This window comes from Amycolatopsis sp. NBC_00345, assembly GCF_036116635.1.
Classification (GTDB): domain Bacteria; phylum Actinomycetota; class Actinomycetes; order Mycobacteriales; family Pseudonocardiaceae; genus Amycolatopsis.
In genome coordinates this window covers 8,428,636-8,449,138 of sequence record NZ_CP107995.1, presented here as the reverse complement: position 1 = coordinate 8,449,138, position 20,503 = coordinate 8,428,636, and the positions used below count along the sequence as shown (strand labels likewise).

Annotated in this window: 18 protein-coding genes and 1 pseudogene; 11 read left to right on the top strand and 8 right to left on the bottom strand. The window is 70.8% G+C overall.

Annotation, left to right across the window (positions count from 1 at the left end; all coding sequences use genetic code 11):
- Window positions 1-14 precede the first annotated feature (14 nt).
- A complete protein-coding gene (locus OG943_RS38195; protein ID WP_328605777.1) occupies window positions 15-827 on the top strand; it encodes a class I SAM-dependent methyltransferase in 813 nt (270 codons plus the stop codon).
- Window positions 828-879: 52 nt separating this feature from the next.
- On the opposite strand, the pseudogene OG943_RS38190 reads toward OG943_RS38195, so the two are convergent.
- Window positions 880-1,062: pseudogene (locus tag OG943_RS38190) on the bottom strand (FBP domain-containing protein); the annotation flags it as partial.
- An 80-nt stretch (window positions 1,063-1,142) separates the two neighbouring features.
- On the opposite strand from OG943_RS38190, the gene OG943_RS38185 reads away from it, so the two are divergent.
- Window positions 1,143-2,651 carry an adenylate/guanylate cyclase domain-containing protein gene (locus OG943_RS38185; RefSeq protein WP_328605776.1) on the top strand — a complete coding sequence of 503 codons (1,509 nt, stop codon included), beginning with the start codon at window positions 1,143-1,145 and terminating at the stop codon, window positions 2,649-2,651.
- Here OG943_RS38185 and OG943_RS38180 read toward each other — a convergent pair.
- Window positions 2,605-3,222 (bottom strand): TetR-like C-terminal domain-containing protein, encoded by a 618-nt coding sequence (locus tag OG943_RS38180; RefSeq protein WP_328605775.1) that lies wholly within the window; start codon window positions 3,220-3,222, stop codon window positions 2,605-2,607. The two genes, OG943_RS38185 and OG943_RS38180, sit on opposite strands and share 47 nt — an antisense overlap.
- A gap of 105 nt (window positions 3,223-3,327) precedes the next feature.
- On the opposite strand from OG943_RS38180, the gene OG943_RS38175 reads away from it, so the two are divergent.
- The gene (locus tag OG943_RS38175; protein WP_328605774.1) at window positions 3,328-4,533 is read left to right on the top strand and encodes an alpha/beta hydrolase family protein; all 1,206 of its coding nucleotides are present in this window, start codon (window positions 3,328-3,330) and stop codon (window positions 4,531-4,533) included.
- A 24-nt stretch (window positions 4,534-4,557) separates the two neighbouring features.
- On the opposite strand, the gene OG943_RS38170 is transcribed toward OG943_RS38175, so the two are convergent.
- The gene (locus tag OG943_RS38170) at window positions 4,558-5,562 is read right to left on the bottom strand and encodes a beta-ketoacyl-ACP synthase III (protein WP_328605773.1); all 1,005 of its coding nucleotides are present in this window, start codon (window positions 5,560-5,562) and stop codon (window positions 4,558-4,560) included.
- A 215-nt stretch (window positions 5,563-5,777) separates the two neighbouring features.
- Between OG943_RS38170 and OG943_RS38165 the strand changes: the two genes are divergently transcribed.
- Both OG943_RS38165 and OG943_RS38160 read left to right on the top strand, forming a co-directional pair.
- Window positions 5,778-6,248 carry an Lrp/AsnC family transcriptional regulator gene (locus OG943_RS38165; protein WP_328605772.1) on the top strand — a complete coding sequence of 157 codons (471 nt, stop codon included), beginning with the start codon at window positions 5,778-5,780 and terminating at the stop codon, window positions 6,246-6,248.
- A 1,335-nt stretch (window positions 6,249-7,583) separates the two neighbouring features.
- Window positions 7,584-7,988, top strand: a complete 405-nt coding sequence (locus OG943_RS38160) for an SsgA family sporulation/cell division regulator (RefSeq protein ID WP_328605771.1) — start codon at window positions 7,584-7,586, stop codon at window positions 7,986-7,988.
- Window positions 7,989-8,078: 90 nt separating this feature from the next.
- Here OG943_RS38160 and OG943_RS38155 read toward each other — a convergent pair whose 3' ends face one another.
- Window positions 8,079-9,176, bottom strand: coding sequence for a S1 family peptidase (locus OG943_RS38155; protein WP_328605770.1), 1,098 nt, complete (start codon window positions 9,174-9,176; stop codon window positions 8,079-8,081).
- Between the two features lie 440 nt (window positions 9,177-9,616).
- Between OG943_RS38155 and OG943_RS38150 the strand changes: the two genes are divergently transcribed.
- From OG943_RS38150 to OG943_RS38135, 4 genes are all read left to right on the top strand, one after another.
- Complete coding sequence (locus tag OG943_RS38150) at window positions 9,617-12,604, top strand: ATP-binding protein (protein WP_328605769.1); 2,988 nt, start codon at window positions 9,617-9,619, stop codon at window positions 12,602-12,604.
- A 38-nt stretch (window positions 12,605-12,642) separates the two neighbouring features.
- Window positions 12,643-13,161, top strand: coding sequence for an O-acetyl-ADP-ribose deacetylase (locus tag OG943_RS38145; RefSeq protein WP_328605768.1), 519 nt, complete (start codon window positions 12,643-12,645; stop codon window positions 13,159-13,161).
- A gap of 61 nt (window positions 13,162-13,222) precedes the next feature.
- Window positions 13,223-13,918, top strand: a complete 696-nt coding sequence (locus OG943_RS38140; protein ID WP_442874630.1) for a hypothetical protein — start codon at window positions 13,223-13,225, stop codon at window positions 13,916-13,918.
- 46 nt (window positions 13,919-13,964) lie between these two features.
- On the top strand, window positions 13,965-14,294 hold the full coding sequence (locus OG943_RS38135; protein WP_328605767.1) for an antibiotic biosynthesis monooxygenase family protein: 330 nt from the start codon (window positions 13,965-13,967) through the stop codon (window positions 14,292-14,294).
- Between the two features lie 48 nt (window positions 14,295-14,342).
- Here the strand turns inward: OG943_RS38135 and OG943_RS38130 are convergent, their stop codons facing one another.
- The 4 genes from OG943_RS38130 to OG943_RS38115 form a co-directional block, all read right to left on the bottom strand.
- The gene (locus tag OG943_RS38130) at window positions 14,343-15,056 is read right to left on the bottom strand and encodes a G1 family glutamic endopeptidase (RefSeq protein ID WP_328605766.1); all 714 of its coding nucleotides are present in this window, start codon (window positions 15,054-15,056) and stop codon (window positions 14,343-14,345) included.
- Between the two features lie 256 nt (window positions 15,057-15,312).
- On the bottom strand, window positions 15,313-16,368 hold the full coding sequence (locus OG943_RS38125) for an ABC transporter substrate-binding protein (protein WP_328605765.1): 1,056 nt from the start codon (window positions 16,366-16,368) through the stop codon (window positions 15,313-15,315).
- A gap of 1 nt (window position 16,369) precedes the next feature.
- On the bottom strand, window positions 16,370-17,260 hold the full coding sequence (locus tag OG943_RS38120) for an ABC transporter permease (protein WP_442874629.1): 891 nt from the start codon (window positions 17,258-17,260) through the stop codon (window positions 16,370-16,372).
- Window positions 17,250-18,056 (bottom strand): ABC transporter ATP-binding protein, encoded by an 807-nt coding sequence (locus tag OG943_RS38115; RefSeq protein WP_328605764.1) that lies wholly within the window; start codon window positions 18,054-18,056, stop codon window positions 17,250-17,252. The genes OG943_RS38120 and OG943_RS38115 overlap by 11 nt, the downstream gene beginning before the upstream one ends.
- Window positions 18,057-18,254: 198 nt before the next feature.
- On the opposite strand from OG943_RS38115, the gene OG943_RS38110 reads away from it, so the two are divergent.
- Together OG943_RS38110 and OG943_RS38105 are read left to right on the top strand one after the other, a co-directional pair.
- Entirely contained in the window at window positions 18,255-19,835 is a 1,581-nt protein-coding gene (locus OG943_RS38110; RefSeq protein WP_328612258.1) for a sensor histidine kinase, read from the top strand.
- Window positions 19,832-20,488, top strand: a complete 657-nt coding sequence (locus OG943_RS38105) for a response regulator (protein WP_328605763.1) — start codon at window positions 19,832-19,834, stop codon at window positions 20,486-20,488. The genes OG943_RS38110 and OG943_RS38105 overlap by 4 nt, the downstream gene beginning before the upstream one ends.
- The last annotated feature ends 15 nt before the right edge of the window (window positions 20,489-20,503 follow it).

Sequence of the window (20,503 nt, the reverse complement as noted above, 5' to 3'; positions counted from 1 at the left end):
CCTGGGGGGCGATCGTGGCGCAAGTCCACTTCACCGAAGAAAAGGCCACCATGCTGGCCACGCTGTACGGCCGCGCGCTCGACGCCCGCCGTGACCAGCCCCTGCTCGGCGACACCGCGGCCGACGACGCGGTCCGGCGGATCGACTACGACTTCACGAAGCTGGGCATCACGCGGGATTCCTCGGTCTCGGTGGCGATCCGCGCGAAGGCGATCGACGGCCTGGCCGCCGAGTACCTGAGCGCGCACCCGGACGCGATCGTGCTGCACCTCGGCTGCGGCATGGACACCCGCGCCGACCGGCTGGACCCGCCGCCGACCGTCTCGTGGTTCGACGTCGACTACCCCGAGGTGGTCGAGCTGCGCCGCGAGATCTACCCACCGCACGAAAACCGCACCGCGATCGGCTCTTCGGTGACGGACTTCGCCTGGCTGGACCAGGTTCCGTCAGACCGGCCCGTGCTGGTCGTCGCCGAGGGCCTCACGATGTACCTGACCCCGGCCGACGGCGCGGAGCTGGTGCGGCGGATCGTCGGCAAGTTCCCCGAGGGGCAGCTCGTCTTCGACATCTTCAGCACGCTGGGCATCAAGGCGCAGAAGCTGAACCCCGTGGTGCGCCGCGCGAAGGCGACGCTGCACTGGGGCATCGACGACCCGCACCAGCTGGAGCACTACGGCGTCCGCCTGGTGTCCTCTTTGGACGCTACCGACTGGGCTTCCGGGGAGACCCTCGCCCGGATGCCCGCGGCGTCCAAGCTGGCGCTGCGGGTGACCGGCCTGATCCCGGCCGTACGGCGGATGGGCCGCATCGCGCGCTGGGAGTTCTAGCGCGATTCGAGCACCCGCGCCACGCGTACGTGCCGAGCGTGTTGCCCTCGCGGCCGACGACCTCGCCTTCATACGGCAGCACCAGGTAGGCGCGCGCCGGCGCCTTCGGGTCACGCCAGCCCAGGAAGTCGCGGTCGGCCCAGGGCACGTCACCGGGGACCGTCACGGACTTGGCTTCGCCGCGGGAACAGTTGACGAATGAGGCACGGATTTCGTCCGGGTCGAGCGGCTGCACACCGCCGCGGTAACCAGCAGTGACGCCACGGACCACGCCTTTTCTCGCCGCCGCGGCGCCGAGCCCATACGATCGGCGGCGTGCGCAGGAAGACGGCGGGTCGGTTCCGGCTGGTTCTGCGCACCAGCCTGGGCTTCGCCGCGCTGGGCCTCGGGTCCAGCGTCGCCGGGTCCGCCGTGGTGGCGCTGCTGCTGGTCCTGCAGGGCCTGCCGGGTGACGCCGGCGACCTCGGCTGGGTCTTCGGGCTGACCGCGGCCGGGATCGTGGCCGTGAGCCTCGTCGCCGGCACCGTCTGGACCGCTTACCTGCAGCGTCGCACCGTCGTCTGGTTCACGATCGGCCGGCCGCCGACGAAGGCCGAGGCCCAGCGGGCGCTGCGGCTGCCCGTCGACATGGCCGTGGTCAGCGGCACATTGTGGCTGATCGGAACGGTCATCCTCGGCGCGCTTGCGGGCTGGCTCGGCTCGTTCGCGGACGCGTCCGGCATGGCGCTGACGATCGGGCTCGGCGGGCTCACCACCGTCGGCCTCACCTACCTCGCCGCGGAGTGGGTGGCGCGGCCGGTGATGACGATGGCGCTCGACGTCACACCGCCGCAGGGCTCACTGCCGGTGACCGTGCTGACCAGGCTGATCGTCACCTGGGCGCTGGCCAGCGGCGTCCCGCTCGTCGGCGTGCTGCTCGTCGCGACGCCGCCCGACCTCGGCCGCGCGAACCCGACGGCGAGCCTGATCATGCTGTCCGTGATCGGCCTCGTCACCGGCGCGATCGGCACGGCGCTGCTGGCCCGCGCCGTCGCGTCGCCGCTGCACCGGCTGCGCATCGCGCTGGACCGGATCGCGCGCGGCTCCACCGACGTCACGGTGGACGTCGACGATTCCAGCGAGATCGGCATGCTGCAGACGTCGGTGAACGACCTGGCGTCCGGCCTGCGCGAGCAGGAGCGGATGCGGGACCTGTTCGGCCGGCACGTGGGCACGGACGTGGCGCGGCACGCGCTGGAGTACGGCGCGTCGCTGTCCGGCGACGTGCGCGAGGTGGCGGCCCTGTTCGTCGACGTCGTCGACTCCACCGCGCTGGCCCAGCGCACGCCGCCGCAGGAGCTGGTGGCGAAGCTGAACCGGTTCTTCGCCAGCGTGGTGTCCGCTGTGGACGCTCGCGGCGGGCTGGTCAACAAGTTCCAGGGTGACGCCGCGCTGTGCGTTTTCGGCGCGCCGACGCGGCTGTCCGACGGGCCCACCATGGCGCTCGCCGCCGCGCGCGCGATCCGTGACGCCGTGCTCTCGGACGGCGAGCTGGACCTGGGCATCGGCGTCGCGTACGGGCCGGTGTTCGCGGGTCAGCTGGGCGCGTCGAGCCGGCTGGAGTACACGGTGATCGGCGACGCCGTGAACGAGGCCGCGCGGCTGACTGAGCACGCGAAATCCGCGCCGTCACGCATTCTCGCGAGCGAGGCGACGATCAAGGCGGCCCTCGGCGGGGAGCGGGAACACTGGTCCACTCACGGCGAACTGCTGCTGCGCGGCCGTGAGCAGGCCACCGTCACGTGGACGGACCAGGGAGCGCCAGGAACCGGACGAGCTGGGTGACAAGCCGGTCGACGTAGTCGTCGTCGGCTGGCAGGTGCACGACGGCCAGCCGCCAATAGAGGGGTCCGGCGAGGAAGTCGAGGCTCAGCTCCAAGTCCACGTCGGCGGGCACCTCGCCGCGGTCGATCGCGGCACGCAGGATCTTCGCGGCGTTCTCGCGCCGGGGCCCGCGGAGGCTGTCCATCAGCTCTTCCGCGAGCTCCGGGTCACGGGTCGCCTCGGCCATCAGGTCGGGAATGATCCGCGAGGCCAGCGGGTGGGTCAGCGCGCGGACGGCGTCGTGGAGGTAGTGCTCCAGGTCGCCGCGCAGCGTCCCGGTGTCCGCGGGGGCGATCGCCGCGATCGCGACCCGGGACAGGAGTGCCACCGTCATGTCCCGTTTGGACGGCCAGCGCCGGTAGATCGCCGCCTTGCCCGCGCCGGCCCGCTTGGCCACGGCCTCCAGCGACAGCCGGCCGTAGCCGACGGCGGAGAGTTCCTCGAAGAACGCGGCGGCCAGGGCCTCGGTCACGTCGTCGCGCAACTCCGAACCTCCCGGCGCGCGGCGGGTGGACGCGGTTTCAGCAGCCATGCCGGGACTCTAACACTCGAACGGAACGCTTGCGTCTCGGTGAAACCTGTGCTCGAATGATTGAGCGAGACGGAACGGGTCCGTATCGGTCAATCGGAGGTCATCGTGAAGTTCTTGTTCGACGACGAGTCGTTCTCGTTCGAGGCGCTGCGTGCCGCCGGCTTCGCCGCGTACGACGGTGCTGAACTGGGCGAAGTGCTGGTCACCGCGGCCAAGATCGGCGACGGCGACGAGGCCGCCTGGCACGCCGCGTGGAAGGCGACGGCCGAGCGGGTCGAGGACCTCGGCCGGACGGCGCTGGCCGCCGGGCACGAGGTGAGCGCGCGCGAGGCGCTGCTGCGCGCGTCGAACTACTACCGGACGGCCGAGTTCTTCCTGCGCGAGCACCCGGCGACGGACCCGGAGGTCACCGAGCTCTCCACCCGGTCCCACGACACCTTCGCGCAGGCAGCGGCGCTGTTCGACAGCCCGGTCGAGGCGGTGGAGATCCCCTACGAGGACACCACGCTGCCCGGTTACCTCTTCCGGGTCGACGACTCCGGCGCGCCCCGGCCCACGGTGGTCTACACCAGCGGGTTCGACTCCACGCTCGAAGAGGCCTACTTCGCCCTGGCCGCGGGGGCCCTGCGTCGCGGCTACAACGTGCTGGCCTTCGACGGCCCCGGCCAGGGCGCGGCGCTGCGTCGGCAGCAGCTCGTCTTCCGGCCGGACTGGGAGGCCGTCACCACGCCGGTGCTCGACTACGCGGTGAGCCGTCCGGAGATCGACGACGACCGGATCGCCGTGTTCGGCTACAGCATGGGCGGCTACCTCGTGGCCCGCGCGGCGGCGTTCGAGCACCGGATCGCGGCGCTGATCCTCGACGACGGCGTGCACGACCTCCACGCGGCCTTCTACCGCAGCCTGCCGCCCGCGTTGACCGGCTGGATCGACGAGCAGCGTGACGACGTGGCGAACCCCGTGCTGGGCCTGATCGCGAGCGCGAACACGCAGGTCCGCTGGGCACTGAACAACGGCAAGTGGACGATGGGCGTGGACTCCGCCGCCGCGCTGGTCCGCCGCAGCCGCGACTACACCCTCACCGGGATCGCGGACCGCATCACCGCGCCGACGCTGATCATGGACGCGGAAAACGACCAGTTCTTCGCGGGCCAGCCGCAGAAGGTCGAGCAGGCGCTGGTCAACGCGCCCACCACGCTGGTCACCCTGACCGAGGCCGAGGGCGCCGGCGAGCACTGCCACATGGGCGCGATGTCCCGCGCCCACCAGACGATGTTCGACTGGCTGGACGACACCCTGCCCACCGCCTGACGCGGGCCGGGTTCACGGGCCGGGTTAGAGGACGTCGGGCCAGGTCAGCAGGGTCGAGCCCCAGGTGAGGCCGGCGCCGAAGGCCGTCAGGAGGACCCGGTGGCCGGGCACGATCGTGCCGTCGGCGGCGGCGTCCGCGAGGGCCAGCGGGATCGACGCGGCGCTGGTGTTGCCGACGCGGTCGATGTTCGCGACGACCGCGTCGGCGGGCAGGCCGAGGTGCTTGGCGGCGGCCTGGAGGATGCGGATGTTGGCCTGGTGCCCGACGAACCGGTCGACGTCGCCGACCATCCAGCCGGCCTTCTCCAGCACCGCGCGGGAGGACTCGGCCATGCGCGCGCAGGCGTGCCGGAAGACGGCCGTGCCCTGCATGCGGAGGTAGTGGTCGCGCGGGTCGTCGGAGAACCGGTGGCGCGAGCCGCCGGCCTCGACCCACAGCAGGTCGGCCAGCTCGCCCTCGCTGTGCAGGTCGAACGGGCCGAGCGCGCCGGGCTCGTCGGCGTCGCCGCCGCGCAGCACGACCGCGCCCGCGCCGTCGCCGAAGATCGGCACGGTGGTGCGGTCCTCGGGGTCGAGCAGCGAGGTGAAGACGTCGGCGCCGATCACGAGCACCCGCTTCGCGATGCCGCCCGCGATGAGGCCCTGCGCGGTGGCGAGGGCGTAGATGAAGCCGCTGCACACGGCGTTCACGTCGAACGCCGCGGCGGTGCCGAGCCCGAGCCGCGCGGCGACCTGCGGCGCGCTCGCGGGGCAGAGCTGGTCGGCGGTCGAGGTCGCGAGCACCACGGCGTCGGCCCCGGCGCCCGTCCCGTCCAGCGCCTGACGTCCCGCGGCGACGGCCAGATCCACAGTGGACTCGCCCGGCGCGGCGACCCGGCGCTCGCGGATGCCGGTGCGGGTGCGGATCCACTCGTCGGAGGTGTCCAGCCGGCCGGCGAGCTCGTGGTTGTCCACCACTCGATCGGGCAAGGCCGCGCCCAGTCCCGTCAGCACGGCGGCACGACCGGACGGAAACCCTTGCACACTCACGACCAACCCTCCCAGCCGACGGTTGGCGGTTGCCGGCGGCTTGCGTCCACTTGTATGGGCTACCCCTGGGTAGACCGGTCAGTTGTGTTCCAGGTCACTGGAAAACCTCTTCCAGGTTCGCTCATTAGGAGGTATTGGCCACAGTGGCCCCAGGCCGACGGGTGAGCGTCGGTAAAGACGAGGCATCCTGTCGGTGTCCCCGGTTAGCCTGAGGCGTGCTCACTCCCGACCTCGACCGGCTGGACCTCGCCATCCTCGCCTGCCTGCAGGCCGACTCGCGCACGATCGCCGAGGTCATCGGCGCGAAGGTCGGCCTCTCCGCCGCTGCCGTCCAGCGCCGCATCAAGCGGCTGCGCGAGTCGGGGGTGATCGAGAAGGAGGTCGCCGTGCTGTCCCCGCGGGCACTCGGCCTGTCCATGACGTTCCTGGTCATGGTGGAGATGGAGCGCGAGAACCTCACCGTGCTGGACGTCTTCCGCCGCCAGGTCCAGGCCGACGACTACGTGCAGCAGTGCTACTACGTCACCGGCCAGGCCGACTTCGTCCTAGTGGTGACCTGCCCCGACATGACCGCCTTCGAAGCCTTCACCCGCCGGATGTTCTTCGACAACCCGAACGTCCGGCACTTCACCACGAGCGTGGCCATGGACCGGGTGAAGGTCGGGCTGACACTGCCGCTCACTTGACCGGCTTACGTGACCGGTTGTTGTGAGCGGCTGTCGTGACCGGCTTACGTGACCGGGCCTACGTGACCGGTTGCTGCACTCGCCTCTGCCCTCCAGCGACGTAACCCGGCCACCCGGCGCCACCACCCTCCGGCACCGCAACCGGCTGCCACCACGACGCCCCTGCCTTCCAGCGACATGATCCCGCCTGCCGCCACGGCGCCCTCGCCTTCCAGCGCCGCGACCCCGGCTGCCCACCCCTACTCTCCAGCGACGTGACCATCTGCTGGTGACGTGCCGGTTGCGTGGCCACGCCGCCGATGACGTGACAGCTGCCGCCCTCACCACCACCCAGAGATCGTCTGCCGGTCATTCATCCACAACCGTCGCCCCCTGTGGATAACCATCTCGCGCGGCCCGTTCTGTCGGCCCCCACCGGTAGACTGGAGCGGGGACGCCCCCCAAGGGAGTGGCGGGGGCATGTCTGGCGGGGAGCTTCGAAAACGGCTTCGCATGGGGCTTGCAGGAATGCTCGGTCTGGGGCGGTCGCGAGGGTCGAGCGGGGACGGTCTACTTCGGACGGTCCATCTGGGACGGACGGACCGGTTTTTGCTAACCGGGCGCGCGTCGCGTTGGCGGGCCCGCATGGCGTTTCACGGTCAGCGGTACGGGCACGTTTGTGATCTTGGCCGATCGGGGTGCCGGTGGTGATCTTCGGGCGGGAGTCGGGCGGTGGACTGGTCGGCGGCGTAGTCGTGTGGCGGCTCGGTCGGCGGCGGGCGAGCGGTGGTGGCGGCGGGCGACGTCATGCGGCAGCGGCAAGCAAGCAGCGGGCGGCGTCACGCGGCGGTGGCGGCGAGGCATCGTGCGGCAGCAGCTGTGGCAAGCAGCGGGCGGCGTCATGCAGGCGGGGGGCGAGCAGCGGGCGACGGGGGCGGGCGGTGGGCGGTGGGCGGTGGGCGGTGGACGGTGGACGGTGGACGGTGGACTGCGCATGCCGCCCCGGCCTACTCCAGCCGCCGGCCGTCGCGACGGCGCTGATTCTCACGATGTGTGTGGCTTCGGCCTCGTCGAGGCGTTGTTCGGGTCGTCGAGCGCCGAGGGGCCGCCACCAAGCACCAGCGATCGCGGCAGTTGCGCAAAAGTCCCTCCGCAGTTGCCCTTGCGGGCCAAAAAACGTGACCCAAGGTTGCAAGGTGAACGCAAGGGGTGTGTGTCCCGTGTTACGCCTAAGAGGACGGATGCAGCCGATCGCGTGAACGTCGGGGTTCCGGCGTCACGACGCCCTCGGTTGATCATCTCCTTGCCGACAGTTCGCAAGACGCGAACCACCGGAGGAACACACCAGGAGCAGCCGTGCACACCGACGCCGTACACCAGACCCAGTTCGTGTTGCTGAACGAGAGCACCACGCCGGTGCTGTCCCGCCTGTCCTACCACGCCGCCGAGCCCTTCGCGGTCACCGTGGCCTTCCGGACCGAGCGCGGCCGGTGGATCGAGTGGACGTTCGCACGTGACCTTCTCGTGACCGGGCTCAACGAGCCCTCCGGCCTCGGCGACGTCCGCGTCCGCCCGGACCTGTCCGAGGACGAGGCGATGCTGACCCTCGAGATCGAGTCGCCCGACGGGTACGCGTCGTTCGAGCTCGAGCGCGAGGACGTTCAGACGTTCCTCGACTCCTCCTACGAACTCGTCCCGCTCGGCGTCGAGAGCGAGAGCTTCGACGTCGACGCGCTGATCGAAGAGATCAGCAACGTGTGAGACCTGCCGATCCCGCGGCACAGTGGGAGAAGGGCGGATTGAGTGCTCTGGAGGCACTCAACCCGCCCTTCTCCGTTTCACCGGCGAGGTTCAGCCGCGGACCAGCGTGGTGCCGGTCGCGGACAGCGCGGTGGTCACCGGGAAGTAGTAGGTGTTCACGGTGTCACCGCCGGAAAGCAGGCCCTGCGCCTGGTTGCCGCTGATGAACGAGCCGCCGGAGTCCGAGTGCGCGTTCGTCAGGACCATGCCCGTGACGGTGCCCTCGGCGTAGCGCACGGTCTGGTTCTTCGCGCGGATGGTGCCGCAGGTCCAGCCCGTGGTGGAGCCGGACTTGCAGACCGAGGCGCCCACCGCGGCGGCCGTCGAGCCGGACACGCGGGTGCCGTTGTTGATCTGGCCGACCGGCGTCCAGTTGCTGTTGACCCGCGCGAACGCGTAGTCGCTGCCCGGGAACCGGTAGCTGGAGAACGAGCCCATCGACACGCGGTTGTACCCGGTCAGCGCGCCGCCGCCGGTGAGCGCGGCGCAGTGGCCGGCGGTCAGGAAACCGCCGCTCACCGAGAAGCCCACGGAGCAACGGGACGAGCCGCCGATGTAGTAGGCATCACCACCGAGCACGTTGTAGTGCAGTTTCGGCGCCTGCGCGGCCTCGACGAACTGCACCGAGGAAGCGTCCACACCGGAGGAGTTCACAAAGGACTCCGCCGCGGCTCGCTGTCCATTGAGGACAGTCACCGTGACGCGGTTGCTCGCCGGGTCGACACCCCAGCTCGTGACCGCCTTCGCCGCGGTCTGCTCGCCGGCGTTCAGCTTGGTGACGGCGGAGTCGAGCTGGCGGACGCTGTACCGAACCACCTGGGCCTCCGCGCCGGCCGCGCGGACCCGCTCCACCAGCGCCGGGCTGGTGACGGCCACCCGGGCCTTGCCCGTCGCGGCGTCGTAGGTCAGCCCGCCGAAGCTGTCGCCGAGCGCGGCTTCCAGCGACTGGCCGACCTTCGACGCGGCGTCCTCGCTCGCCAGCCGCGCGATCGCCTGATCGTGGGTCAGCCCCAGGTCGCGCTGCATCGCCGGCACCATGTCGGGGTTCAACAACGTGGTGGCACCCGCCGCCGGGGTGGTGACCCCGGCCAGCGTTCCCGCCGTCGCGGCGGCGGCTGCGGCGATACCGAGGAATCTGATGATCTTCATGGGTCTCCTCGTGATTACGCGCGGCACCTGATCGGCCACGCGGCGCTCCCCCCGGGGTGAGAGCCTGCTTCGTGCCCCAAGCCGCTGCAATAGGGGTGCAGTGCGGATAGGTATACGCATTCCCGCTGGGCCAATCCCCTGCTCCGGACGTCCTAACCGGGGTCGGGGACCGTCCTTAAGTAGGGATTCCGGCAACTACTTTCGGTAGCCGCGAGCAGGACTGGAAAGTGGTAACCAGCCCAGAACCGGGCGAACGGCCGAAGTTTCGCACTCATGGTTATTTCCGGCCGAACATTCGCCTGCCAACCGGTGACCGTGCGTACGCAGATGTGTGAGCGGCGTGCGCACCCGCAGTTCGACGGCCGGTTTACGGCCCCGGACGCGCTGCTTACGCTCCCGACGAACTTCCGACGAAACGGACACCGGCCGAGGAGGTCGTGATGTGGCAAGCCGTCTCACGCCCGACGTCGGTTTCGGTGCGTACCGGGCCCACCGCGTTCGCTGGCCGGGAACGGGAACTCGCCGCCGTGGTCGAGGTGCTCGGCCACCGGCCCGCCGCGGTGCTGATCGAGGGCGAGCCGGGCATGGGCCGTAGCCGGCTGCTGGCCGAACTCGCGCGACGGCCCGAATTCGCGGACGGCCGCGTGCTGACCGGCCGGTGCCAGCAGCTTCGCGAGCCCTTCCCGTACGGACCGGTGCTGGAAGCCCTGCGCTCCGTGGGTGAACGGTTCGACACAGCCGGCTCGGGTGGCGGTGGCGTGGCCGACCTGCGCAGCGTGCCTGAGTCGCCCAACCCGCCCAACCCGCCCGGTCCGCCCAGCTCGTCAGACCCGCACGACCGGCAAATCCCGCCCACCATCACAACCGGCCACCCCCTCGGCCCGCTCAGCCCGGTCGCCGGAGTGCTCCGCCCGTTGCTGCCGGAGCTGGCCGACCGTCTGCCGCCGACACCCGAGTCGCCGGTGGAGCCAGGGGTGCGGCGGCATCGGGTGTTCCGCGCGTTCCGGGAGTTGCTCGTCGCCTGTGGGCCGACGTTGCTGCTGGTCGACGACCTGCAGTGGGCCGACGACGACACCCTCGACCTGATCCGGTTCCTGGCCGCGGACCTGCCGCCGGAGCTCGCCGTGGTGGTGGGCTACCGCACGGGGTGGCCGGGGCCGCTGGTGCGCACGGCGCCGACCGTCCACACGGCACGCGTCGCGCTCGGGCCGCTCGACGTGACGGCGGTGCGCACGATGGCCGCCGGCCTCCTCGAACTGCCCCGCGTCACGGACGAGTTCGCCGTGAAGCTGCATGAGTGCACGGCCGGGATTCCTTTTGTGGCCGAGGAAACGCTGCGCGCGCTGCGGGACGCGGGCGAGGTGCTGTCGGACCGGCTCCTCGAAAGCCTCGAGGTCCCGGCGCCGCTGCGCGAGTCCGTCACCGAGCGGCTGAACGCGCTGCCCGAGCAGGCGGCGCAGCTCACGCGGGCCGCGGCGGTGCTGGACTTCGCCGCGGAGCCCACGATGCTCGGCGACGTCGCGGGGCTGGGCGAGGAGTCGCTGCGGACGGCGCTGCTCGCCGCGCTGGCCGGTGGACTGCTGGCCGAGGTGGGCGAAAACCGTTACGGCTTCCGGCATCCGCTCGCACGCAAGGCCGTGTACGACACCGTGAGCGGGCCCGAGCGGACGCTGCTGCACGCCGAGGCGATTCGCGTCCTGGCCGACGCGCCGGACCCGCCGCTCCCCCTGCTGGCCCATCACGCGCGGGCGGCCGGACGGATGGAGAAATGGCGCCACTACGCGGAAGCGGCGGCCGACGAGGCGATCGTCCTCGGTGAGACCTCCCGCGCGATCAACCTGCTGCAGTCGGTGCTCGCGGCGGCGGACGCCGACGACGTCGGTCGGCTGGCGACGAAGCTGAGCCAGGTCGCGTTGCGCGGCTTCCGGCCCGACGTGATCGAGACGCTGGAGCGCGTGCTCGAAGACCGGCCGCTGCCGCAGACGGTCCGCGGGACGATCCGCCTCTCCCTCGGCATGCTGCTGGTCCGCACGATCGGCCGGCTCGAACGCGGGCGGGTCGAGGTGGAGAAGGCCGTCGGCGAACTGGTGGACGCGCCGGAGCCGGCCGCGCGCGGGATCAACCTGCTGGCGCAGCCGATCGACGGGCTGACACCGTTGTCCTGGCACGAGAGCTGGATGCGCCGCGCTCGGGACGTGCACGCGAAGCTGACCGACCCGGAGCTGCGGCTGGCGCTCACGGTGGACCGCATCACCAACGCGTCGCACATCGGCGACGGCTCGGCGTGGGCGGAGTTCGAGGCGCTGCCGGAGACCGCGGCGAGTGTCGCGGAGCGGGTCCAGCTGGCGAGGCTCTGGTGCAACCTGGCGGACGCGCAGTCGTGGTCCGGGCGCCTCGACCGCGCGGATCGCCTGGTCACGGAGGGCGCGCGCCGCGCGACGGAGACAGGCGCGCTGTACACGATGGGCCTGATCCGCGGCACGCAGGCGCGGCTCGCGTGGTTCCGCGGTTCGTGGGACGGCCTGGCCGAGACAGCGGAGGACGTGCGCGCCGGCTACCCCGAGCTGGGCCCGATCGTGATGGAGACGTCGCTGGTGCTCGGCGGCCTCGCCGCGGTACGGGGTGAATTCGCTGCGGCACAACGGTTCCTGGCCGCCGCGTCGGTGCACTCGCCCGCCGCCGGCCCGATCCCGGTGGTGCTCTCGGCGGCCTCGGTGCTGATCGGCGTGCAGCTGGCGGCGGACGACGTCGAAGGCGCCTGCGCGACCGCCGACGTCGCCGCGGATGCCGCGCGGCGCAAGGGAGTCTGGGTCTGGGCGGCGTCGCTGGTGCCGGCCGCGGCGGAGGCGTACGCGCGAGCGGGCCGCTGGCCGGACGCCGATGTACTGGTCGAGGAGTTCGCGCGCGGCACCGCGGGCCGGGACGCGCCGGTCGCGGCCGCCGCGCTGCACGCCGGCCACGCCGTGCTGACGGGCGCGCGCGGCAAGCACCTGGCCGCGGCCGCGCTGTTCGACGAGGCGGCCGAGGCGTACGCGCGCCTGCCGATGCCGTACCTGGCGACGTCGATGCACGAGCGCGCCGCGATGCTGCGGCTGGCCGCGGGGCAACGCGCGGCCGTCGAGTCACTGTCCGCCGCGGCCACGGCGTACGAGAGCTTGGGCGCGACGCGGGACGCCGGCCGCTGTCGCCACCACCTGCGCGAACACGGCGCGTGGGCCCCTTCGCAGCGCGGGCGCCGGGGTTACGGACAGGAGCTTTCGCCGCGGGAACACGAGGTCGCCCGGATGCTCGCGGAGGGCCGCACGAACCGCGAGATCGCCGACGGGCTGTTCCTTTCCCCGCGGACGGTCGAGCAGCACGTGGCGAAAGTCCTGCGCAAGCTGGGCGCCCGGTCGCGAACGGACGTGGCCCGGAAGATGCCGGCCTGACCCCGGCGCGCCCGGTGAAACCCGCTGACCAGACCACAATGGGTGACATGAGCGTTATCGAGCTGGTTCTCGGCGACATCACGGCCCAGGAGGTGGACGTGGTGGTCAACGCGGCGAACTCGTCGCTGCTCGGCGGTGGCGGGGTCGACGGCGCCATCCACCGCAAGGGCGGCCCGGAGATCCTGGCCGCCTGCCGGGACCTGCGCGCCGGCCACTACGGCAAGGGCCTGAAGACGGGACAGGCGGTGGCCACGACGGCGGGACGGCTGCCGGCCCGCTGGGTCGTGCACACGGTCGGCCCGGTCTGGTCCGCGGAGGAGGACCGCTCGTCCCTGCTGGCCGACTGCCACCGCAACTCCCTCCGAGTCGCCGAGGAGCTGGGCGCCCAGAGCGTGGCGTTCCCCGCGATCTCGACGGGCGTCTACCGCTGGCCGCTGCCCGACGCGGCCCGCATCGCGGTGGCGACCGTCCACGAGACACTCGCGCCGGAAATCAAAACGGTCCGCTTCGTCCTCTTCGACCAGGCCGCCTACGACGTTTTCGCCGCCGCCCTGTGACGGCGGGCCGCTCCGGCGCGGCACCTGAGCGCACCGCCCGCTCCGGCCCTACCGTGAGCTGGTGACTTCACCGGATCCGCAGGACAACAGCACCCAGCTGCCGGCGTGGCGACGGACCACCGATGGCGAGACGCGGTGGCCGGCGACCGGCGTGGTGGTGGCGACGCTCGCGTTGCAGCTCGTGCTGCCGCACGAGGTGGTGCTGGCGCCGTGGTGGCTGCTGCCTTCGCTGTCGGTGCTGTTGATCGTCGCGTTGCTGCTGATCAACCCCGGGAAGATGGGCGAGTTCAGCACCGTCGAGCGGATCGTGTCGCTGGCCATGGTGGCGGTGGTGAGCGTCGCGAACGGCGGGTCGGCCGTGCGGCTGGTGCTGGGCATCGCGGACGGGTCGTTCGGCGGGCACGCGGTCCAGGTGCTGGCCAGCGGCGGCATCGTCTACTGGACGAACATCGTCGTGTTCTCGCTCTGGTACTGGGAGTTCGACCGCGGCGGCTCGGCGCGGCGGGCCGACGGGCTGGCCCAGTACGCGGACCTGCAGTTCCCCCAGATGGGCAGCCCCGAGCTGACCCACGACGACTGGGAGCCCCGCTACCTGGACTACCTCTACCTGGCCTTCACCAACGCCACCGCGTTCAGCCCCACCGACGTGATGCCGCTGAAGATCTGGGCGAAGATGACGATGATGCTGCAGGCCGTGATCGCGTTGCTGGTCGGGGTCATGGTCGTCGCCTGGGCCGTCGGGGCGCTGCAGAACTGAGGGAAATCGCTGGCGAACGGACCGGCCAACGTTGTATACACCGAGCATGCAGAGACCAGAACCCCCGTACTACGCCGTGATCTTCACGTCCCGGCGAACCGAGGGCGACCACGGTTACGCCGAGCGCGCGAGCCGGATGTCGGCCCTCGCCGCAACGCAGCCGGGCTACCTCGGCGAGACGGCCGTGCGCGATGCGTCCGGCCTGGGCATCACGGTGTCCTACTGGACGGACGAGGCGGCCATCGCCGGGTGGCGCAGGAATGTCGAGCACACCGAGAGCCGGCGCCGGGGCCGCGCGGAGTGGTACGAGGAGTACGACCTCCGCGTCGCGCGCGTCGAGCGGTCCTACGGGTTCGAGCGCGAGCCCGAACACTGAAGCGGGGGGCGCCCCCACCAGGAAGGCGCCCCCGTCAGCAAACTTCGGTCAGTGCTCCGTCATCGTGAAGCTCTGGCCGTCCGAGCCGATCGCGCCCGGGCTGTAGGTCTTGCTGCCGCCGTCGTCCGCGTCGAGGCCCTCGGGGCTGGTGTCAGCAAGGTTCTTGCCGTCGAACTTCACCCCGCTGAACGAGATGCCGCCGTTGATCGAGGGGTACGAGTCGGTGGGCGACTCGATGATGGCCTCCGCCGTGGAGTGCTCTGCGTTCAGCGACTGGGTGGTCGTCTTCGACCAGCCCGCGGTGGTGTCGCTGATGTCCAGCTTGTAGGAGTTCCCCGAGCGCGTCACGGTCGCGGTGAAGCTGTCACCCGCCTTGACCGGCGCCTCCGACTCGGAGTAGTACACCGGCGCGGCCGGGTACATCTCGTACCAGGCCTGGTAGACCGCGCTGCCGCTCGAGCAGTCGGTGGCCACGCCCGTCTGCTCCACAGTGGACGATCCGTCACCGTCGATGCCCACCCACGGGGCGAACAGGTCGTTGCTGGAGTTGCAGGTGACCGAAGGCTCCTTCCAGCTCGCCGTCGCGGTGGTGAAGCTGCCCTTGCTGGCGTAACCGCCCCAGTTACCGCCCGAGAAGGCTTGCCCGTGGAAGTGCGCGCCGAACATCGGCGTCGCGCTCGCCGTGCCGGCCGCGGCCGAGAGGCTCGCCGCCGCGACGGCGGCGACCGCCAGCGCCCGGACGGTCCGTGAAGAGAGGTTCATGCGGGGTCCAATCTGATCACCGATGGGGACTCGGGGAGTCGCAGGTGGTGCGCACCGGTAACAGTGTTGGATTCACACGCGCTGATAGGTAGCTACTTTCGAAGGGTCTTCATATCTCGGGAACAATTCACCAAATGTCCCGATTCTCCTTTGTATACACAGAAGTCCGTGAAAGCCGCATGGGGGATGGTTATGCGGCTTTCACGGACTTTCGGGGGATGCCCGCCCACCGCCCGGACGGGCGGGCACCCCTGGACTACTGCGCCGAACGCGCGTGCGCGGCGTCCACGAACTGGGTGGTGTAGGTCTGCGAAAGGTCGATCTTGTCCTTCTTCGGCTTGACGTTGCTCGACGACGAGCCCAGCACGTTCAGCACGTTCTTCGCGCCGGCCGGGTCCATCCGGCCGTCCTTGGTGAACATCGGCAGGCTGTCCTTGAGCGACTTGACGTACAACGCCTTGTCCCCGCCCGCGAACGACTGCGGCATGACGTCCGCGACCTGCTCCGGCGTGTGCTTCGAAAGCCACTGCAGCGACTCGACGTACGCGTTGGCCAGCTTCTGCACGATGTCCGGGTAGCGGTGCACGATCTCGCAGCTCATGTACAGCGAGCTGGCCGGGTACAGCCCGCCGAGCGCGGCCTGGGTGCCCGCGACCGTCCGCATGTCGTACAGGATCTTGGCCTGGCCGGTGTTCGTCAGCTGCGCGATCGTCGGGTCGGTGGTCATGCCGCCGTCGATCGAGCCCTGCTGCAGCGCCGAGATGAACGTCTGCCCGGCGCCGACCTTGACCGGCGTGTAGTCCTTGCTGCTGACGCCGCCGCGGGCGGCGAGCGCCTTCGTGAGGAAGTCCGTGGACGAGCCCAGTGAGGTCACACCGAGGTTCTTGCCGCGGAAGTCCTGGCCGGACCGGATCTCACCCGCCTTCGCGGTGGACACCATCTCCGCCTCGCCCGGCACGTTCGAGAACTGGACGACGCTGGTGATGCACTGCTCCTTGGCCTGCAGGTCGATGGTGTGGTCGTAGAACCCGACCACGGCCTGCACCTCGCCGGCGAGCAGCGACGTCTCGGCGTTGGCGCCCGAGGGCTGGTCGAACAGCTCGACGTCCAGCCCCTGCTTCTCGTACGCGCCGATCTGCTGCGCGAGCTGACCGGGCAGGTAGATGACCTTCGACAGGCCGCCGATCATGATCTTGATGTGCGGCTTGCCGCCGCTGCCGAGGTCGATCTGGCGCGAGTCGCGGCACGCGGTGACCCCCGCCATGGTGACCAGCAGCGCGGCGGCGACCGCGACTGTCCTTTTCAGACGCATCTCAGATCCCTTGGCCGGACTGGGAGGAGTTCATCTGCGGGCGCCAGCGCAGGAGCCGCGACTCCGCGGTGCCGATGGCCCACTCCGCCAGGATCGCGACGACGGTGATGATCAGCATCCCGGCGTACACCCCGGCGGTGTCGAAGGTGCCCTGCGCGTTGGAGATCAGGAAGCCCATGCCCGCCTTGGCCCCGGTGTACTCGCCGACGACCGCGCCGATCAGCGCGAAGCCGAACGCCACGTGCAGCGACGAGAGGATCCACGACGTCGCGCTCGGCAGCACGATCGACTTCAGCACGGCCCACCTCGACGCGCCGAGGATGCGCGCGTTGTCGATCAGGTTGCGGTCCACCTCGCGGGCGCCGGTGAAGGCGTTGAAGAACACCGCGAAGAACACCAGCACCACCACCGTCGCGACCTTCGACGACATGCCGAGGCCGAACCAGATCACGAACAGCGCGGCGAGCACGATACGCGGGAGGGCGTTGGCGGCCTTGATGAACGGGGCCAGCACGTCGGCCAGGTACTGGCTGCGGCCGAGTATCACACCGAGCACCACACCCAGGATCGCGCCGAGCACGAAGCCGATCACGGCCTCCTCGACGGTGACCAGGATCTGGTACCAGATGGAGCCGAAGTCGGTGCCGGCGGAGAACCACTCGACGAGCCGTTCCCAGATCTTCGACGGCATCGAGTAGAAGAACGGGTCGATCCAGTACCGGCCGGCCAGCTCCCAGCTGCCCAGCCACACCACGACGATGGCCAGGCGCAGCAGCCAGATGTTGCGGCGGCGCGCGTTGGTCTTCAGCTTCTGGCGGGCGATGATGCTCGCCTCGTCCTCGATGCGGGGATTGGGGTTCGTCGGCCCGGGGAGGCCGATATCAAGCGACACTGGTCGCTCCCTTCTGGCGGGCCTTGTCGACCTCGCCGCGCAGCGATTCCCAGATGTCGGAGTAGATCTTGCGGAAGTCCTCGGTCAGCCGCAGGTCCTCGACCTTGCGCGGGCGCTCCAGCGGGACCTCGAAGACGTCCTTCACCGTGGCCGGGCTGGTGGTCAGCACCACGACCTTGTCGGCGAGCGCGATGGCCTCGTCGAGGTCGTGCGTCACGAAGATGACGGCCGCGCCGGACCCGGACCACAGGCGCAGCAGCTCGTCCTGCATCAGGGCGCGGGTCTGCACGTCGAGCGCGGAGAACGGCTCGTCCATCAGCAGGATCTTCGGGTCGGTGACCAGCGTCTGGGCCAGCGCGACGCGCTTGCGCATGCCGCCGGAGAGCTGGTGCGGGTAGTACTTCTCGAACCCGGCGAGGCCGACGCGGCCGATCCAGTCGGCCGCCTTCGCGCGAGCGTCCGCTTTGGACTCACCGCGGAACCGCGGGCCGGACGCGACGTTGTCGAGCACCGAGCGCCACGGCATCACGGCGTCGGTCTGGAACATGTAGCCGACCCCGTCCGGGATCGACGTGACGTCCTCGCCGTTCACCCGCACCCGCCCCGCGGAGGCGGGCTGCAGGCCGGAGACGAGCGACAACGTGGTCGACTTGCCGCAGCCGGTCGGTCCCACGACGGCGACGAACTCCCCCGGGTCCACCGTCATGGACAGTTCGCGGACCGCGGTGTGCACGGAACCGGATCCGCTGGGGAACCTTTTGGTGGCTCCGATGAGTTCGATGAGTGGTGGGGCCATCGAGGTGACTCCTTCGTCACGGCGGGGAGGTGGGGCGCGTCACAGCTGTCTGGCAGGTTAAGAGCGTGTTTCGCCGCCGGGAAGCTTGTCGACGTTCTGCGTGCGCTCTGCGCGTTCTCCACGTTTTGCTCGTTTAGCGCACGGCCCTGAGCTGGGGGTATGTTCCCGTGCATGCCAAAGTCGGCGCTCTTTCCGCGCATGCGGTTCACCCGCCAGGTCCTGCTGCTGCAGATCGGTGTGGTGGCGCTGGTGGTGGGTCTGGGCGTCGGTCTGGTCAGCTGGCTGCTGCGGACCACGCTCGGCGAGCAGTACGGCGAACGGGCGCTGGCCATCGCCAAGTCGGTGGCGTCGGACCCGGTGGTGATCGAAGGCGCAGCCGCGCGACAGCAGGACGGGCCGCTGCAAAAGCGGGCGCAGGCGGTGCAGATGAGGACCGACGCGCTATTCGTGGTGATCACCGACGACCACGGCATCCGGCTCGCGCATCCCACGCCCGACGCGATCGGCCAGCCGGTGAGCACACCGGCCACGGAAGCGCTGGCGGGCAACGACGTCGTCAGCGAATACGACGACGGGACCCTCGGGGCGTCGGTCCGGAGCAAAACGCCGATCTGGCAAGGAAACCGGGTCGTCGGCGAGGTCAGCGTCGGCTACAAGATCGGTGAGCTGACCGGGGACTTCAACCGCCTCCTCGTACTCACCTTGACCTTCGCGGGCGGCGCGCTGGTACTCGGCGTCGGCGCGTCCGCCCTGCTCAACCGCCGGCTTCGGCGCGTCACCCACGGCCTCGAACCGCACGAGCTGACCGAGCTGCTCTACGAGCGCGAGGCCGTGCTGCACGGCATCGGCGAGGGCGTGCTGGCGCTGGACGGGCAGCAGCGGGTGTCCGTGCGCAACGACGAGGCCGAGCGGCTGCTGGGCACCGAGCTGCCGGTCGGCGCCCCCATGGCCGAACTCGAGCTGTCGCCGCGGGTGCACAAGGCCGTCGCGGAGGGCGTGCCGGTGGACAATCTGCTGGCGGTGGCCGGAAATCGGGTGCTGGTGGTCAACTCGCGCGCCGTCCGCCGGGACGACCGGCCGCTCGGCACCGTGCTGACCTTCCGCGACCGCACCGACCTCGACACGCTCACCCGCGAGCTGGACGGCATCCGTTCCCTTTCGGACGGTCTGCGGGCGCAGCGGCACGAGTTCGCGAACCGGCTGCACACGCTGTCCGGGCTGCTGCAGCTCGGCCACCACGCCGAGGCGGAGGAGTACCTGCAGACGCTCACCGAGACGACGTCCGGACGGCCGCACGCGCTCGGCGACAGCGTCGCGGACCCGTACCTGCAGGCCCTGCTCGTGGCGAAAACCGAGCAGGCGCAAGAAAAAGGCATGGAACTGAAGCTGGCCGACGACTCGTGGGTGCCCACCGCGGTGACCGACCCGATCGCGGCGGGCACCGTGATCGGCAACCTGGTGGACAACGCCCTGCACGCGGCGCGGATGAGCCCGCGGCGCCCGGCGTCGGTGGAAGTCGCGCTGCTGGCCGACGGCACGACGCTGCATGTGTCCGTTGTGGACAGTGGGTCCGGCGTGGCCGAGGAGCTGCGGGCGACGCTGTTCGACGAGGGCGTGTCATCCAAGATCGCCCCCGGCCACGGTCTCGGGCTCGCACTGGCGCGTCAGGCCGCCCGCGCCCGCGGCGGCGACGTGTGGCTGGCCGACCCCGGCGGGCCGTCGTCCGGGGCCCTGTTCGTCGCGAAACTGCCGGAGCTGCTCGTGGAGGCCGCCGAATGATCCGCACCCTCATCGTGGACGACGACTTCCGCGTGGCCGGTGTGCACGCGGCCTTCGTGACGGAGGTACCGGGCTTCGCGGTCGCGGGCATCGCCCACACAGCGGCCGAGGCACGCGCCCGCGTCCGCGAGCTGTCCCCGGACCTGGTGCTGCTGGACGTCTACCTGCCGGACGAGCCCGGCCTGTCCGTGCTGCCGGACCTGCAGACCGACACCATCGTCCTGTCGGCGGCCACGGACACGCGCTCCATCGGCGCCGCCATCCGCGCGGGCGCGCTGAACTACCTGATCAAGCCTTTCACGACCCGCCAGCTCTCCGAGCGGCTCACCTCGTACGCCCGGTACCGGGGCCTGCTGGACAACGACCGCCCGCTGACACAGGACGACGTCGACCGCGCTTACCGGGCGCTGCACGACCAGGACCGGACCGCCGCCCCGAAGGGCCAGTCCAGCGCGACGTCCCGGCTGGTGTCGGAGCAGCTGCGCAACTCCCCGGTTCCCTTGTCGGCCGCCGAGATCGCCGGCGAGCTGGGCATGGCGCGGGCCACGGCCCAGCGTTACCTCACCGCGCTGGCCGAATCAGGCGCGGTCGAGATGCGGCTGCGTTACGGCGCCACCGGACGCCCGGAGCACGAGTACCTCTGGGCCGGCTGAAGCCGAGGGTTCCCG

Excerpts from the sequence above, each read along its gene's own strand:
- OG943_RS38135 (WP_328605767.1), top strand. The coding sequence starts at position 13,965 with ATGCAGAGACCAGAACCCCCGTACTACGCCGTGATCTTCACGTCCCGG.
- OG943_RS38150 (WP_328605769.1), top strand. The coding sequence starts at position 9,617 with ATGTGGCAAGCCGTCTCACGCCCGACGTCGGTTTCGGTGCGTACCGGG.
- OG943_RS38105 (WP_328605763.1), top strand. The coding sequence starts at position 19,832 with ATGATCCGCACCCTCATCGTGGACGACGACTTCCGCGTGGCCGGTGTG.
- OG943_RS38125 (WP_328605765.1), bottom strand. The coding sequence starts at position 16,368 with ATGCGTCTGAAAAGGACAGTCGCGGTCGCCGCCGCGCTGCTGGTCACC.
- OG943_RS38110 (WP_328612258.1), top strand. The coding sequence starts at position 18,255 with ATGCGGTTCACCCGCCAGGTCCTGCTGCTGCAGATCGGTGTGGTGGCG.
- OG943_RS38145 (WP_328605768.1), top strand. The coding sequence starts at position 12,643 with ATGGGTGACATGAGCGTTATCGAGCTGGTTCTCGGCGACATCACGGCC.
- OG943_RS38115 (WP_328605764.1), bottom strand. The coding sequence starts at position 18,056 with ATGGCCCCACCACTCATCGAACTCATCGGAGCCACCAAAAGGTTCCCC.
- OG943_RS38155 (WP_328605770.1), bottom strand. The coding sequence starts at position 9,176 with ATGAAGATCATCAGATTCCTCGGTATCGCCGCAGCCGCCGCCGCGACG.
- OG943_RS38130 (WP_328605766.1), bottom strand. The coding sequence starts at position 15,056 with ATGAACCTCTCTTCACGGACCGTCCGGGCGCTGGCGGTCGCCGCCGTC.
- OG943_RS38180 (WP_328605775.1), bottom strand. The coding sequence starts at position 3,222 with ATGGCTGCTGAAACCGCGTCCACCCGCCGCGCGCCGGGAGGTTCGGAG.